Genomic DNA, 16,158 nt, shown 5'->3' with positions numbered 1-16,158 from the left:
TTTTACATACCTAGCCATACCAAGCAGCCATACTGAACATACTGGGCATTATTTTCAGTATAGTCCAGCATATCATTGACTAGAGTCATGCTCCCGCCAACGGCTATAGTTCTAGGTTGATCTCCAGCTCCCCTCTCCCTCTGGGAGAGGGGCCGGGGGTGAGGGTCAGCCAGGAGGGATCCCCGTGAAAAAAATGGCATGGTCCCAGTGCTGGGTCGGTCTCCTCGGCGGGGTGGTCGGGATCGCGGCACTTCCTGTTTTTGCCCAACTGGAGCTGGATGCCCAACTGGGCCGATCCCAGGTTGTTGCCCCCAGCAAAGATTGCCCCGCCTGCGATCTGACGGGAGCCGAGCTGCCGGGAGTGGATTTGAGCGGCGCCAACCTGAAAGAAGCCATCCTCAGGCAGGCCAACCTGCAAGCTGCCGACCTCTCTCAGGCGATCCTCAACTTGGCCGATTTGCGCGGCGCCAACTTGCGCGGCTCGGATCAGGGCGGGGCCTTTCTGTGGGAAGCCGATCTCAGCCAGACCAACCTGCAGCAGACCAATCTCACCGGCGCCAACCTGCAGGTGGCCAACCTCAGCGGCGCCGACTTGCGCGGGGCCGTCCTCGTCGGTGCCGACCTCACAGGAGCCAACCTGCGCCAGGCCGATCTGCGCGGGGCCGACCTGCGCGGCGCTTTTTTGGAAGCAGCCGATCTGACAGGCGCCCTCTACAACGCCCAAACCCAACTGGATCCCACCCTGAACCCCGGCGCCCGCGGCATGGTCTTTGTGAAAAACTAGCTCCCCTGTCTCTGAGGGAGAGGGGCTGGGGGTGAGGGCTAGCTTCCTCTTTTGGGCAGATTAAGCTTAGCCCTCTCATAGGCCGGGATCCCCTGCCATGAGTTCCCCTGTCCGGGTTCTGATTGCCGACGACCATCCCCTGTTTCGGCTGGGGCTAAAGTTTGCCCTGCAAGCGCAAGGATTTGAGGTGGTGGCCGAAGCCGAGACGGGATCCCAGGCCGTTGAGTACTGCCGCCGTTGCCCCGTCGAGGTGGCCCTTTTGGATGTGCGCATGCCGGATGGGGATGGGATCGCCGCCTGCCAGCACATCACAGAGCTGGGCCTGCCGGTGGTGGTGGTGATGATGACCACCTTTCAGGAGCCGGGTCTGATTGAGGCAGCCCGCCGCGCCGGGGCCAAAGGCTACCTTTCCAAAGAGACTGACCCGGCGGAATTGGCCCGCGTCATCCGTCAGATTTTGTCCAACCCCGAACGAGACTGGCTGCCTGCCCGACAGGAGCTGCCCAAGCTCACCCCCCGCGAGCTGTGTGTGCTGCAACTGATGAAAGAGGGCCTGGCCAACAAGCAGATTGCCCGCCGCCTGGGCCTGAGCATCGAAACCGTCAAAGAATACGCCAGCACCGCCTACCGCAAGCTGGATGCCAGCGACCGCGTCACCGCCCTGCTCAAGGCGCAACAACTGGGGATTTTGTGAAAGGATATTGAGGATTCTTAAGAATCTTGCAGAGAGGGGGCTGGCAGCTCCCCCCAGCGGTGGGGATGTCCGAAACTCCGGATCCCTTGCATACTGTTGCTATCTTGGCATCTGCCCAAGTGCCCCTTCTCACCTGCGTTATCTGAGATACGGCCATGTCTGCTCCTTCCCCACTGCTGCTCAAACTTGTCTTGCGCCTGCTCAGCTCCTTGAAGGTAGAGGTGAAGCGGCGCCAGATGCGAGAGCGCGGTTTCGTCCTGCCGGTCGCTATCTTGATCGTGCTGGTCTTGAGCTTGGTGACGGTGGGTCTGCTGACCCGCTCGACCCAGCGCAGCATCCAAACCCAGGTGGAACGGGCAGGGCAAACCGTCAGCCGGCAACTGAATGCCGCCATCGACCGGGCCAGGGCCAAGATCGAATATCTGGTACGGGATCCTCGCCTTCCCGCCGGTACCCCCACCGATGCGCAGCTTGTCGCAGCCTTGATTAATGACGGGGAGGAAGAACTAATCCCTAGGGATGAGAATAATCCCTACATCCTCCCCGATGAAACTCAGTTTGTGATCGGAAGCAACATTCAGCAAGTGCGGGCGCCGGCCTGGTGGTTTTTGGTGGACACCGACAACAACGGCGTCAACGACTCCGTAACTGCCTACACCATTCTCAACACCCGTCGGGCCGGCGGCAGGGACTTTGAGGACAGCCGGCTAACGGATACGGAGCGGGCGCGGCGCCTGATGATCCGCAGTGGCCCCCTGCAGGGCTCGGCCTTGGCTGGCTGCAACGATAACCCCCTTCAGCAGACGATCAACCCCAACGTGGGAGACTGGTTCCAGGTGGGCCCTGCGCTGTACAAGCCCTTTCAGGTGTACGCTGTAACTTTGCCCATTGAGGGGGCCGACTCCACCACCCGCGCCATCTCGGCCTTGCAGTTCCAGCAGGATCGGAAGCGGGATCTGCTCAACAAGTGGGGGATCTTTAGCCGCGGCGATGTAGAGTTCTTCTTCACCCCCGGCTACAACTGGAACGGCGCCATCTACGCCGGCGGCAGCCTCTTTTTCCGCTATGCCCCCAACAACTTGTTCCGGGCTTTCCTGATCAGCTCGCAGGAATCCTGCTTCTACATGCCTGCAGATAACTCGGAGATTACGGCCTTCGGGGAGCTGGTGGCAGGAGCCATTGGCTACCCCGGCCAGCAGGTGAGCGACTCTCTCAGTTTCGATGCCCACCCTGGCGTGGCGGGTGTGCCGCCCAACGAGCCGCCTCCTAAGCTAAACAACCTGAACTTTGACTCGGTGCAAAACGGGGTAGAGCCGGAAAGTGTGGCCCTGGATCCGCTGGAGCTGCACCTTTTTGGCCGCATCCGCCGCCGAGGGAATTACCAGCAAGACGCAGCGGGATGGGCGGCTTCTCCTCTCAACGCCAAGGGGCGGGAGAACCCCGGACGGATTAAGGCCGGTGGTTTTCAGTCCGGTTCCGACCAGGTCTGCCCTCCCTACGTGGACGATGTCTATCGGGCCGACAACCGCTTTGGGCCCAAGGCCAGCTACGAACGTCCACCCGTAACGCCCGACCCGCAGAACGGTTGCAACGTGCCCACTTTTGCGGAAAAGTATCGTCCTGCTAGGGCCGGTGATCCCATTCCTGCTAATGCCAGGAACAACCAGAATGAGTCTTTGACCGAGGACAACCCACCCCCAGGCGCCCTTTCCGAGGTGGGCTTGGATGGCTATTGGGAGCGGCGGGCCCGTGTGGAGGGCTTGCGGGTAATTGTTGGGCAGCGGCTAGAACTAACCCGCACCGATTCTTTGCCTTTGCCTTTGGTGCCGCCCGGGGATCCCAACGATCCCACCAGGCTGCAGGCCATTTTCATCAGCAACGAGGCGCGGCAACGCCTGACGCTGCGGGACAACCCGGCAGCGGTGCAGGCCACGGCTGTTTACCACTACAGCCACCAAGATGGGCGTTTCCCCATCGCCTGCCTGGCCACGGTGGCCCACCCCGGCACTCCCTGGAGCTTGCAGCGGGCCTCCACCTTCCCTGCCGGCAACCAGCAGAACCAACTGGGCATCAACTTCTTCACCGGCCAGGGCGCCAACGTCTGGGAGTATGATCCCGGGCCGATGCAAGAGCAGCTGCGGCCTGGCACGCCCTTGTGGACGGCGCTGACCAACCTCGCCAATTTTGCCGGCGATCCCGACGGGGCCTACCCACCTAGGCAAGAGCCGGGCCGCATCCACCCAGACCCCTTCATCACCGCCTTTGGCAACTTCTCCGAGCTGCGGCGGGTGATCGACACGGTTAACAGAGGCACGCGGGTCGATCAGCTCAGCCTGGCCGACCAGACCACGCTGCAGACGGCGGGCTGCATGTTGGGCATGCTGGCCGACAACATTTTGCGGATTGAGGCGGCTGCCAACGCCGGGGATCGAGCAGCTCAGATCCTTCGGGATGATATCCGAGCCAGTCGTAGGGGTGATCTGAATGCTCCTGAGCGCAACCGCTTCTACCTGCCGCTGCGCTACATCTTCCCCACCAGCGACTTTAACCAGGCGGATCCCATAGAGAGCGCGCGGCGAGGCGCCTACTCGTGGCTGCCGCCTGCCACCTACCGGGCGGTAACCGACACCGACCTTGAGCGAGTGGCTCTTCGGCCTCGCCCCACCATCGGCGACTGGCGTTTGCCCCACGCTGCTGCCACTTGCCCCAGCAGCACCCTACTCGGTGGCAGGCACCCCAACAGCAACCAGATGGAGCTGATCCAGGTCGGCGACCAGTGCCATCGCGTGCCCTTCAAAGATTCGGTGTTTTACGATGGCCGCGAGGCGATGGCGGTGCGGGCCCTCAACATCGACCTGGCCCTTTTGACCAACAACGTCAATGGCCAGGCCAACGGGCTGATCAACAGAGATACTTGGCTGCCTGCCGGCGTGCAAGAAGGCCGCGAGGGGGGCATTTTCTACGCCTTCCGGGAAGATGCGGTGCGGGAAGATGCCATCGCCCGCCCGCCCTTGACCAACTTCGGTAGCTATCAAACCGCCTGGCGAGATGCAAATGCTCGCGGCACTCTCCCCTTCATCATGAATGCCGGCCAGCCCGGTCGCAACCAACCGGTCGGCGATCCGCCTGTTTCCAACGAGGGGCTTAGCCCCAAGCCGGTGGACTACTACCCCGATCCGGATCGGCGGCCCTATGGCTTCCGGCTGCGCAACGGGGCAGTGTTGGCGCGGGGTGGGTTCAACCTCGATGAAGCCGTCTTCGGCCTTTCCTTCGTTTCCGACAACCCCGTCTACATCCAGGGGGACTTTAACCTGCACCAGACCCAGACGAGGAACGGGCAGCGGCTGGAGGAGTTCAAAACTCTCCTCAACTTCGGGGCAGATGGCCTCTACGGCAACTTCTACGGGCGGCTCCGGAAGGATGAAGACCGGCGCTTTGCCCGGGCAGCCCAGGATCTCTGGCGGCCCAGCGAGGTCTTGGGCGACTCGGTGAACATCCTCTCTGCCGATTTCTGCGATGGCAGCATTGATGATGCCTTTGTCCAGGATGGCACCCTCAACGGCGGCGGCAGCAGCTACGTGCCCGGTCAAGACTACGCCGGTGGACGGGCCTCAGCCCCTCGCCGCAACGACTATTACGGCTGCAGCGGGCCAAACCTAGGAGCCAACACCTCCTTCCTCAACCAGGCCCTGGTAATCCGCGGCAACAACTGGCCGGGCAACGGTGGCGTCCTGCGCTTCGACAACACAAATGGGGCCCAGAACCTGGGCGACAACACCAACCAGCCCGGCTGGCCGGACGTGTTTGCCCGCGACACCCTCTTTGCCCGCCGCAACAGCACCGATCCCAACTCCAATGAGGCCGACCGGACGGTGGGTCTGGGCGTGCCGGAGGTGCGGCAGTTGCGGGCGCCGGATCGGGAATATGCCAACTTTGGCGTGCGCATCTCGGCCCTGGGCAACCCGGTGCTGGATACCTCCCGTTGGGTGATGGTGGCTCCCCTCGGGCCTTGTCCGAATCCGGGCGGCGCCGGCCTGCTGGCCGAGTATTACAACGGCTGGCTCAGCAGCCCGCAGAACCAGTACGACCGCAACACAGGGTTTGCCGACCCCAATAATCCTCTAGGTCCTGTAGGTCTGCTCCAAACTGCCCAAAACCGCAACCTGCCCTACCTGCGGGCGGTGCGCTGGCCGGATCCGGTGTTCCCGGCGCAAGGAGTACCTGACGCCATTGGTCAGTACAACAATGGCTATACCACCAATGCGCCTACCTGTAATCCAAGTGGCACCAACAACGACCAACGCTGGGCCTGCGTGCGCAATGCTATCGATAACCCGACCAACCTAGCCCTCTTTGCCCGCAGCGGTAGCGGTTTCCCTGGGTGGGGCGGCTTCCGGTACTTTTTCGGCAGCAGCATATTGCTGAACTCCAACTCTCCCTTCAAGCGGCGGCTGTATGACAACTCTATGTGCGACGGGCCTTTGGCGGACATTCGGCAGCCCCTTTGCCGCTTGTCGGCGCCGGCTGGCACCCCAGATCGACGGGATCGCGGCGACTGGTTCTGGATGCCTAGTTGCGGAGAGCCAGATGGCAACAATGGCTTTACGGATCTGCTGACCGACGCAGATGATCTCAACTTCCCGGGTCACTTCAACTTCCTGCGCTCCTGCTGGCGGCGTAGAAGTGGGGGCGGGCCAAATGGCAACAACAACGGCAACGACTTCTTCGTGGTGCGCTGGGTAGGGGAGCTGTATCCCCGTTGGCCTGGCCTACAGAGCTACCGTCTCTTCAGCAACGATGGCGCGCGGCTGATCATTCGACGGCGGGACGGCTCCAGTGCCACTTTTGTCAACCATGGAGCCTCGAACGGAACTTCGCTCAGCCTAGGGCCCAATGCTGCGGGTGCCGAAGCCTGGCGGGATAGCGGCAGCAACGAGTTTGCCTTGAGATTGGAGCTGGAGTGCGCGGATCCCTCCCAGGACTCGCCCTACTTGATAGAAATTCAAACCTATGAAAACGCTGGCAACGCCCAGCTGCGCTTTGCCACCCGCGATGGCAGCGATCTAGAAGACTACGACCTGCGGTACCTGAAGCCGCTGCCGCCGGTCAACAAGCCATGCCAGCCGGATCCTCGGGTGGCTCCTGAGCCTAACCAGGCGCATTGCCCGACCTGCGAGCCCATCTGGGATCCCCCCTGCCCGACCGATATCTGTGAGCCTGTAACCATTACCCAAACAGCAAGCTTGCCTGCTATCTGCCCAGGCGAGCCACCACCACCTCGACAGGTTACCTGCCAACCTCCGAGGAACTGCACCTACACAGCCTGGACTCCTGCGTGCACGGTGGCCAACGGCGGCCTGCAGATAACTCAGAGCCGCACTGAGACCTGCACCTCGATTTGCGGGACCACCACTACTATAGAAACCCGGCCATTTCGTTGCCCGCAGACTTGCAACTACGGCGACTGGAGCTCCTGGTCGCCGGCCAGTTGCGACGAGGTCATCGACCAAATCGACTGCGGCACAAGCAAAACGTTTACCCAACGTCGGACGCGCAACCTCATCGCCAGTACCAGCAGCCCCACCTGTCAGCAAACTGAAACGCAGACGCAAAATCTCACCTGCCAAGGGCGGCCTTGCGGGTCGAGCACCTTTGCGCCCGATGCTCCCGGCAAGAGCCCCTTGGGCGAGTGGATGGCGGCCAAGCCCAACACGGTGGAGCTGCGCCCCGTGCGCGAGGTTCAGGCCGAGCCGGAGACGGAGACGATCAGCGTCCACGACGTGGCCCAGGCTGCCGATGAAGGCGTAACCATTGCCCTGGAGCCGCAGCTCTCGCTGGTGCTGGAGGTGAAGGCGGGCGTGCCCAAGCCGCCCAAGTGGCCCAGCCCTGCCGAAGCGCTGCAAGCGGCCTTCAATTGGATCTTCGGCGAGCCGGCCTACGCCGCCCGCAACGGCCTGAGGAGCAACGTGTTGCTCAGCGAGATCGCCAACCCCAGCAAAGAGCCGGGCATCCGCCCCGCTGAAAGTGTCGCTCAGCCGATTGCTGGCAAGCTGGCTCCAGGCACCGATGACTGGGCGCGGCTACTGCGGCGGAGGTTGCTCAAAGAGGATCAAAGCGTCCGCTGCGACTCTGAAGAAAAAGTTGGCCCCGACGGTGGCTTCTGGGTACCCGGCGTGTTCCGCCCCAACTTCAACGACCGCTTCAAGTACACCGCCTACACCGGGGCCAGCCGCCCCAGCACGTTGCGCACCATCGGAGGTGCTGATCCCACCTTTGAGGATCTCAACCGCGATGGCGCTTGGGATCCAGGCGAGCCGACGAACGTTTTGGATCGGGATCCGCTGTTTGGGTTTGATTTGGATCCCAACAAGCCAGGGCTAGAGATCCAGCCCCAGATGGCGCTCAACCCCTACGCCCGCGTCAACAAAAATGCTGCGGCGCAGGGTTACACCCCCGCATCCAAGTACGCGGACGGCTACTACATCGATCACAGGGGGAGTGAAAACATCCGCAACGGCCTGTGCTTCTACGTCAAGCCCAACGGCAGCACCATCCAGGTGCAAATTGACTTCAACGGTGGCGCAGGTGGCAGTAATAACGACTTGAAGTGGGTGGATGTGGAGCCGTTCACCCTGGACCTGAACGAGACTCCCACTGGCTTTGCCGGCAGCAACCCGGTGCTGGGGGTAATCCTGGATGAGGTGACCCGTCGGCCCATTCCCATTCCCGGCTTCCAAGAGCTGGCTTCAACCAATGTGAACCAGCGCCGCCGCAACGACGATGGCAGAAACAACCATCAACTGCAGCCAGCTAGGGAAACGCGGGTGAATGCCATTGCCATCAGCGGTACCCTGCCCTCGCGGCTAGACCAAACTGCCGGCGGCATGCACAACTTCCTGCGCCTCAACGAGCTGTGGAGAAATACCAACCTCTTCTTCAGCGGCTCGATGATCCAGCTCAACTACAGCACCTACGCCACCGGCCCCTTCCTACAGCACAGCTTCGAGCCGCCCAACTTGGTGCCGGATCCAACCTTTGTGCGCGGTTACGACTACTACTACCCACCCAACCGCCGCTTCGGCTATGACGTGGGCTTGCAAATTGCCCGCCGCCCCGGCCCTGTGTCGTCCCGCTTCCAATTCCCCTCCAACGCGCGCACCGAGTTCCTGCGCGAGCTGGATCCACAGGATCCGTATGTGCGGCGGCTGCGCTGCGCGCTTCAGAACCAGCCGGATGTGCCGTTGGATCCGTCTGCCCAGATTGGCGGCTGCAATGAGTTCAACTGATATCAACCCGTTCGGCCAGGGGTAGATTCAAGGTAGGGGCAAAGCAGGGAGGGATCTATGGACAAGGGACGGATTTGGCGGCAACCAGCAGCAGAGGGCTTTACCCTCATCGAGGTGTTGGCTTCGGTGATCATCGTGGCGCTGGCCATGGCTGCTCTTGCCCCTGCCCTTACCTTAGTTGCCTACCGGCGGGCCATGAGCGAGCGGGTGGAGCTGGCCAATCGCCTGGCCCAGGAGGAGGTGGATCGCATCCGCACCCTGGTGGATATCGAGCTGGCTGCTGCTCCAAGGGCTTTTCAGGATCCAGTTCGGTTGGCCCAACTGCCTATGGTAGGAGCCGACCCGCTGGCAGACACCCCACCCCCTGACGAAATGCCCGCCGATGCAAATGCCGGCAACTACATGCACAGAGACGAGTATTCTCTTCGCCTGGCCCAAGTTCAAGTGCCGGGGCGGAATCCGGAAGAGTACGTCATCCAAACCTTCCGCGACGAGGGGGCACCCTGCATCGACCGGCGCCAAAATGAGATCATCGCGGGAGTGCCCTGCAGCTTTCGCATGGGGGTGAGGGTTTACCACCGCTTTTCTTTCGACCCGCAGACTCGCCAAGCGCTGCCTGGATTGGGAACAGAGGTGGTTTCGGCCAACCAGAACTTGGCCAATGCCGATGTCTGGCTCTTTCCCATGGCCGCCTCGTTTGTAGAAGTCAACCCCGCCGCCAACTTGGGAGATGTTTGCCGGCAGATAGCCATCGCCAGAGGTGAGGATCCCGTCGAGAGGTGCCGGGCTTTCCCCCTGCCTACCAATCCTCCTCAAACCTGAGGTAGAGCCTGAGTTCCTTCCCGCAAACCTGTTGAAAGATGGGGGTGTTGCCCTATGGTTTTCAAGAGTTTTCGCCGCCGAGCCAGCAGAGGGTTTACCCTCATTGAGTTGTTGGTCTCGCTGCTGATTGCCTCCATCTTTCTCCTGGCCACAGGGATGATCGTCGTCGAGACGATGCGGCTGGATCGGGAGGAGACAGGGCGCACCCAGGTGCAGGCGGAGCTGACCCAAGCCATGGAATATATCCAGCAGGATCTGGCGGAGGCTCTCTACATTTACAACGACACTGAGCAGAACCCACAGCAATCTGATCGACTTGGGGACGGGATCCCGGATGTTATCCAGCGGCTTTACACCCCCGGCTGGATCCGCCAACCCGCGGGCGCTATCCCGGTTGTCGCCTTTTGGAAGCTGGAGCCGATCCCGCAGGGATGCTACGCGGGCAACCCCACCTTGCAACAGATTCGCGAAGGCCGTGCTAGATTGCCCAACCAACCACCTGATGGGTTCCCGCGCGACCAGAACGGCAGAAATGCGGATTGGGAAACGCTGCTCAGCCGCCGCGGCATCTACACCTTGGTGGTGTATTACCTACGCCGCAACTACAACAACGCCGGCAACCCAACGGGGGGCACTCCCTGGGAAGGCAACGCGCGGATCGACCGTTTTGAGTTGCAACCCTTCAACATTCAGGGTCAAAACAACTGCGCCGGGCGCAGCCCGTTCTTTGTTGAGGATCCCGATCCGTTCCGAGATGGTTTCCTTGCTTGGCCTTCCGAGCAAGCTCGAGCGCGCCAAATCCCCATTGCCGGCAGGACAGATGGCCCCCGCCTGATAACTCTGGTCTCCAACATCTTCAGCAGCCGGGAGGGAAGTCCGCAGGTGGCGCCCGCTTGCCCGCAGGGCTATGCCTTTGGCGGGGGCAAGCCCGATGGCGTCACCTTCTCGGGGTTGGGAAATAACCAAAACGACGTGGGCTTCTACGTCTGCGTGCGGCAAAGCCCCGGTGCCGACCGACCGCAGGATGTGATCATCAACATCACGGCAACCGCCATGGAGCGGGCCAACCCCGGCCTCTTCCGCCGCTACATCCAGGATGCCACCAGCGTCGATATCTCAGAGGTGTCGCGCTACTTGCTGCCAATGCAAACACGGGTTCTTGCCCGCGGTGTTATCAACCGTCCGCTCTCCTAGGGGGAATGTCCACCATGTTGGCCTTGGAGAAAAAGGCAATTGGCCGAGCTCAGCCTTTTCGATCCCGGGGCTTTACGCTGACAGAAGTCCTAGCGGTGGTGGTCATCATCGGCATCCTGGCCGTGCTGGCCGTTCCCTCTGGGATCAACATCTGGGCGCGGATCCAGCTTGAGGATGCGCAGAACAGGGTGGAGCGAGCCTTGCGCACCGCCCGCACCAACGCCAGAGCTTCTCTCCTGGGCCGAGCTTGGGTGGTGGGGGTGGACAATTCAGAGCTAAACGTGCCGACTCTGGTTATCCAGGATGAGGAGGGCCTCTGCGATGAACCTACCCCCTGTCAGCGGCTACGCCTGAACAATTTTGTAACTGTGGCTAACACCTTCAATGACGGAAGGGCAGTTTTTGAATCCGATGGCCGCGCCCGTCAACTGGGTCGCTTTGTGGTCAGCAGCACCTACTCTCAGGGCGAAAACCGCTGCGTGGTGGTGAGCACCTTGATAGGCACTATCCGCAAGGACAACAATCCGGAGTGTGGCAATGTAACCAGCGAGCCAGAGGAAAATGTAACCAGCGAGCCAGAGGAAGGATAGCTGGGGTAGGATGGTCAGGCCGTGGCTGAAAGGTTGCCAGGCTCCTGTCCTAAGCTGCCGTAGGTCATTGGCTATGCTTACCTCTTCCCCAACTCTTGAAGCTCCACAAAAAGCCTTCCCCTGGCAATCTCGTCAGCCGGCTCTGCTGGTGCTGGCCGATGGCACTTCCTTTGCCGGTTGGTCTTTTGGGGCGCCGGGCACGGCGGTGGGCGAGGTGGTGTTCAACACGGGCATGACCGGCTACCAGGAGGTGATCACCGATCCCAGCTACCGGGGGCAGATGGTTACCTTCACCTGTCCGGAGCTGGGAAACACCGGAGTCAATGAGCTGGATCAGGAATCGGCCCGGCCCCAGGTCGCGGGAGTGATTGCCCGCAACGTGTCGCGCCTAGCCAGCTCTTGGCGGGCCATGGGGACGCTGCCGGACTACCTCAAACAGCATGGAATCCCGGCCATTGCCGGGGTGGATACGCGGGCTTTGACGCGGCGGCTGCGCTCCCAGGGGGTGATGAATGGAGCTATTTCGACCGAGATCCTGGACCCGCAGGCGTTGCTGGAGCGGGTGCGCCAGGCCCCTTCCATGCAGGGGCTGAGCCTGGTGGCAGAGGTAACAACCCCTGAGCCCTACGAGTGGCTGGAGCCCACCCCCGCCGACTGGGACTATGGCCGCAGCCAAGGGATCCCGATTCCGGATCCCCCCTTGCGGGTGGTGGCGCTGGATTTTGGCATCAAGCGCAACATCTTGCGCCGCCTGGCCCGCTACGGCTGCCGGGTGATGGTGTTGCCGGCCCACGCCAGCCCCGAGGAGATTTTGAGTTACAACCCCGACGGGATCCTCCTCTCCAACGGGCCGGGGGATCCGGCGGCAGAGACGACGGCCATCCGCACCACCCAGGCGCTGCTGCAGAGCGGGAAGCCGATGTTCGGCATCTGCCTAGGCCACCAGATCCTCAGCCTGGCCCTGGGCGGATCCACCTACAAGCTCAAGTTCGGCCACCGCGGCCTCAACCACCCCTGTGGGCTGGAGAAGGAAGTGGAGATCACCAGCCAAAACCACGGCTTTGCGGTGGAGGCCGCTTCGCTCCCTGGGGATGGGGTGGCGATCAGCTACCTCAACCTCAATGACCGCACCGTGGCCGGGATCCGCCACCGCCAGTTGCCCCTCTTTTCGGTGCAGTACCACCCGGAAGCCAGCCCCGGCCCCCACGATGCCGACCACCTCTTTCGGGAGTTTGTCGAGCTGATGCTGCAAAACCGCTCGCGTTAGCCGCCCCTCACCCCCAGCCCCTCTCCCTGAGGGATTCCCTCACCCCCAGCCCCTCTCCCAAAGGGAGAGGGGAGCAGAGGCGTAGGGCGAGGGCGGCACGGGCTTCTTCTCGGTCGTCGAAGTGGATTTTCTCCCTGCCCAGGATCTGGTAGTCCTCGTGGCCTTTGCCGGCAATCACCACCGTATCGCCCGGCTGGGCCTCTAGGATGGCCAGGCGGATGGCTTGGCGCCGATCCACCTCCACCGCCCAGGGGGATCCAGGGATCCCGGCCAGGATATCCTGCAAGATCTGCTGTGGATCCTCGGTGCGGGGGTTATCCGAGGTCACCACCACCCGGTCGGCCCAGGTGGCGGCAATGCGGCCCATCTGTGGGCGTTTGCCCCGATCCCGATCCCCGCCACAGCCAAAGACGCAGATCAGCCGGCCTTGCACTTGCGGGCGCAGGGCCTTGAGCAAGTTCTCCAGCCCATCGGGGGTGTGGGCATAGTCCACGATTACCGTGATGTCCTGCCCCGGCAAGGTTACCCGCTCCATCCGCCCCGGCACCCCGGGAAAATGGGGCAGGGCCGCCTGGATGAGCTCAAGGGGGATCCCCAGGTGCAGTGCTACCCCTACTGCCGCCAGCAAGTTGGAAAGGTTGAAGGATCCCACCAGGGGCGCTGCCACGGCCAAGGTGCCCAGAGGGGTGTGCAGGGTGGCCTGCAGGCCGTTGGGGTGAACTTGAACGTCGCCGGGCCAGAGGGCAGGGATCCCTTCCAGGGGCTGCAGGGAATAGGCCCAGGGCTCCAGAGAGGCTGGGATGGTCTCAAGCAGCCGCCGTCCCCCCTCGTCGTCGGCGTTGACCACCGCCCGCCCCTGCAAGTACTCCGGCTGGAAGAGGGTGGCCTTGGCCTGCCAGTAGTTTTCCATGCTGCCGTGGAAATCCAGGTGATCCTGGGTGAGGTTGGTCCAGACGGCAGCGGCAAAGCTACACCCCCAGGCCCGATCCTGGGCCAAGGCATGGGAGCTGACCTCCATCACCGCCACCTCCGCCCCGGCTTCTTTGGCTTGTCTCAGGCTGCGCTGCAGCTCCAGCGGAAACAGGGTGGTGTGGGGGGCTACTTCACAGTGCCCAGGCCAGCGGTTGTAGAGGGTGCCCAGCAAAGCAGTGGGGCGACCGGCGGCCTGCAGCAGATGCTCGATGAGATGGGTGGTGGTGGTCTTGCCGTTGGTGCCGGTAACTCCCACCAGGGTAAGCTGGCGGGCGGGAAAGCCGTAGAAGGCCGCCGCCACCTGGGCCAGGGCCCTGTTGATGCCGCTGCGGGGCAAAACCAGAATGGGCTGACTGCCTCCTCCAGCCTCTCCGCTAACTTTCTCCCAAGCCTCCTGGGCAATAAGGGCCGCCACGGCTCCTCGGGTGAGCGCCTCGCGGACAAACTCGCCGCCGTCAACGCGGGATCCCGGCATGCCCAAGAAGAGATCCCCAGCCTGCACCTGGCGCGAATCGGCACACAGACCCCTGACCTGCACGCCCTCTAGGGATCCCTGAACCACCTGGGGTTGGATCCCGGCTTGGTTGAGCAATTGGCCTAGAGAAGGCTCCGCACCGCTAACGCCAACGATCCCGGCAGTCTCCATGTCACCTCTCACCCCAATGCTTTGCCGCCTACGGTATCCGCTCAGCCGGCTTCCTGGCCATAGATCCGCCAGATCTCTCCCCGAGAAAACCTAGGCCAGGGCCTCTTCCAGCTTCTGCTTGGCCCAGAGACGGGCGTAGAGCCCCTGGGGATCTGCCAGCAACTGGGCATGGGATCCCTGCTGCACGATGCGGCCCTTGTCCATGACCCAGATTTGATCCGCCTCCACCGCCACCGTGAGGCGATGGGTGATGAAGAGTACCGTCTTCTGAGCCGTGGCCTGGCGCAGGTGGCGGAGAATGGCCTGGGCCGTCTGGTTGTCCACGCTGGAGAGACAGTCATCCAGGATCAAAATCGGCGCATCCACCAGCAGAGCCCGCGCCAGGGCCACCCGCTGCCGCTGGCCGCCAGAAAGGGTGATGCCCCGCTCCCCCACCAGCGTGTCGTAGCCCTTGGGAAAGGTGAGGATCTCGGCGTGGATGTGGGCGGCCTTGGCGGCCCATTCCACCTCCCAGTCTTCGGCATCCGGCTTGCCGTAGCGGATGTTGTCCCGAACACTGGCGCTGAACAGAAAGCTCTCCTGGGGCACGTAGGCGATGGCCCGGCGCAGGGATCCCAGTTGGAGCTGGGTGATGTCCTGCCCATCCAAAAACAGTTGCCCCGGCTGGATCTCCAGCAGGCGGGGCAGGGCATTGGCCAGGGTGGATTTGCCCGCCCCAATCGGCCCCACCACCGCCACCAATTGGCCCGGCTCGACGCAAAAGTGCAGATCCTGCAGCGCCGGCGTTGCGGATCCTGTGTCGGCATAGGCAAAAGTCAGGCCCCTGGCCTCGATACGCCCCTGCACCTGTTCCAGAGGTAGGGGTAGAGCCTGGGGAGCATCGCGGATGGTGGGCTCTACCCGCAGCAGGGCGTCGATCCGCTCCAGGCTGACCTGGCCCCGCTGGTAGGCAGTGATGGTAAAGCCCAGCAGAGTGGTGGGAAACACCAGCCGTTCCACGTAGAGGGTGAGGGCAGAAAAATCCCCAATCGTCAGCGTCCCGGCGGCAATCTGGGGTCCGCCCACCGCCAGCAGCAGCAGCAGGCTCAGGCTGACCAAGGCCACCAGGGAAGGAAAAAGCAGGTTGCGGGTGAGGGCCAGGCGCAAATTGGCCTGCAGCAGCCGCTCGTTGCGGCGGCGAAACTCCCTCTGCTCGTGCTCTTCCTGGGCATACACCTTGATCAGGGCAATGCCGTTCATGTCCTCCTGGATGAGATCGCTTAGATCCGCCAGCTCCTGCTGCACCTGGAGCTGCTCCTGCTGCAGACGGGAGCTGCTCAACTTCACCAGCACCAGCATCACCGGAAACACCGATAGGGCCAGGGCGCTCAGACGCGGCTCAATGCCAAACATGGCCGGCAAGGTGGTGCCGTAGGCAAAGATTGTGTTGGTCGAGTTGAGCAGGGCAAAGCCCAACAGGCGGCGGACATTTTCCACATCGCTGGTGATGCGGGTGAGGATATCCCCAACCGTCTGCTGGGCAAAGTAGGAAGGCTGCAGCGTCAGCAAATGCTCGAAGATGGCCTGCTTGAGGCGGAACTCCACCTGCCGCCCCACGCCAAACATCCACACCCGCGAGGCAATGCGAATGCCCATCATCAGGCTGGAGACGATCAACACCGTCAGGGCGTAAAGTGCAATGCGCTGCGGCGACAGGGCGGCCAAGTTCTGGCTGAGATCATCAACGGCCAGCTTGACGTACCAGGGCAGGAACACCCCCAGGCCGTTTACCACCAGCAGGGATCCAATGCCCAGCGCCACCTGCCGGCGATAGGGGCGCAGATAATGGGCCAGTTGTCGGAGATGGGATCCCGCCACTCAGGTGCTCCTCAAGCCTTTTCCCACTCTAGCGCTGTGCCGGATC

The 16,158-nt window shown here is 62.5% G+C and carries 9 protein-coding genes; 7 read left to right on the top strand and 2 right to left on the bottom strand.

The window, feature by feature from the left end; genetic code table 11:
- Positions 1 to 193: 193 nt before the first annotated feature.
- From ACVWXC_RS07115 to carA, 7 genes are all read left to right on the top strand, one after another.
- Complete coding sequence (locus ACVWXC_RS07115; RefSeq protein WP_011429117.1) at positions 194 to 784, top strand: pentapeptide repeat-containing protein; 591 nt, start codon at positions 194 to 196, stop codon at positions 782 to 784.
- Positions 785 to 881: 97 nt separating this feature from the next.
- The gene (locus tag ACVWXC_RS07110) at positions 882 to 1,478 is read left to right on the top strand and encodes a response regulator (protein ID WP_457391831.1); all 597 of its coding nucleotides are present in this window, start codon (positions 882 to 884) and stop codon (positions 1,476 to 1,478) included.
- 155 nt (positions 1,479 to 1,633) lie between these two features.
- Positions 1,634 to 8,764, top strand: coding sequence for a hormogonium polysaccharide biosynthesis protein HpsA (gene hpsA, locus ACVWXC_RS07105; protein ID WP_457391829.1), 7,131 nt, complete (start codon positions 1,634 to 1,636; stop codon positions 8,762 to 8,764).
- A gap of 57 nt (positions 8,765 to 8,821) precedes the next feature.
- Positions 8,822 to 9,586 carry a prepilin-type N-terminal cleavage/methylation domain-containing protein gene (locus ACVWXC_RS07100; protein WP_099812579.1) on the top strand — a complete coding sequence of 255 codons (765 nt, stop codon included), beginning with the start codon at positions 8,822 to 8,824 and terminating at the stop codon, positions 9,584 to 9,586.
- Between the two features lie 54 nt (positions 9,587 to 9,640).
- Positions 9,641 to 10,780 carry a PulJ/GspJ family protein gene (locus ACVWXC_RS07095; RefSeq protein WP_457391826.1) on the top strand — a complete coding sequence of 380 codons (1,140 nt, stop codon included), beginning with the start codon at positions 9,641 to 9,643 and terminating at the stop codon, positions 10,778 to 10,780.
- A gap of 5 nt (positions 10,781 to 10,785) precedes the next feature.
- Positions 10,786 to 11,370, top strand: coding sequence for a pilus assembly FimT family protein (locus ACVWXC_RS07090; protein WP_457391824.1), 585 nt, complete (start codon positions 10,786 to 10,788; stop codon positions 11,368 to 11,370).
- Positions 11,371 to 11,443: 73 nt separating this feature from the next.
- Positions 11,444 to 12,637 (top strand): glutamine-hydrolyzing carbamoyl-phosphate synthase small subunit, encoded by a 1,194-nt coding sequence (carA, locus tag ACVWXC_RS07085; RefSeq protein WP_457391822.1) that lies wholly within the window; start codon positions 11,444 to 11,446, stop codon positions 12,635 to 12,637.
- 7 nt (positions 12,638 to 12,644) lie between these two features.
- On the opposite strand, the gene ACVWXC_RS07080 is transcribed toward carA, so the two are convergent.
- A complete protein-coding gene (locus ACVWXC_RS07080) occupies positions 12,645 to 14,255 on the bottom strand; it encodes a UDP-N-acetylmuramoyl-L-alanyl-D-glutamate--2,6-diaminopimelate ligase (RefSeq protein ID WP_457391820.1) in 1,611 nt (536 codons plus the stop codon).
- Positions 14,256 to 14,345: 90 nt separating this feature from the next.
- Positions 14,346 to 16,112 carry an ABC transporter ATP-binding protein gene (locus tag ACVWXC_RS07075; RefSeq protein ID WP_457391818.1) on the bottom strand — a complete coding sequence of 589 codons (1,767 nt, stop codon included), beginning with the start codon at positions 16,110 to 16,112 and terminating at the stop codon, positions 14,346 to 14,348.
- Between the last annotated feature and the right edge of the window lie 46 nt (positions 16,113 to 16,158).

It is taken from the genome of Thermostichus sp. OS-CIW-20, assembly GCF_054061455.1.
Note: the sequence above shows the minus strand (reverse complement) of the source record. Positions and strands in the feature narration are given on the sequence as shown.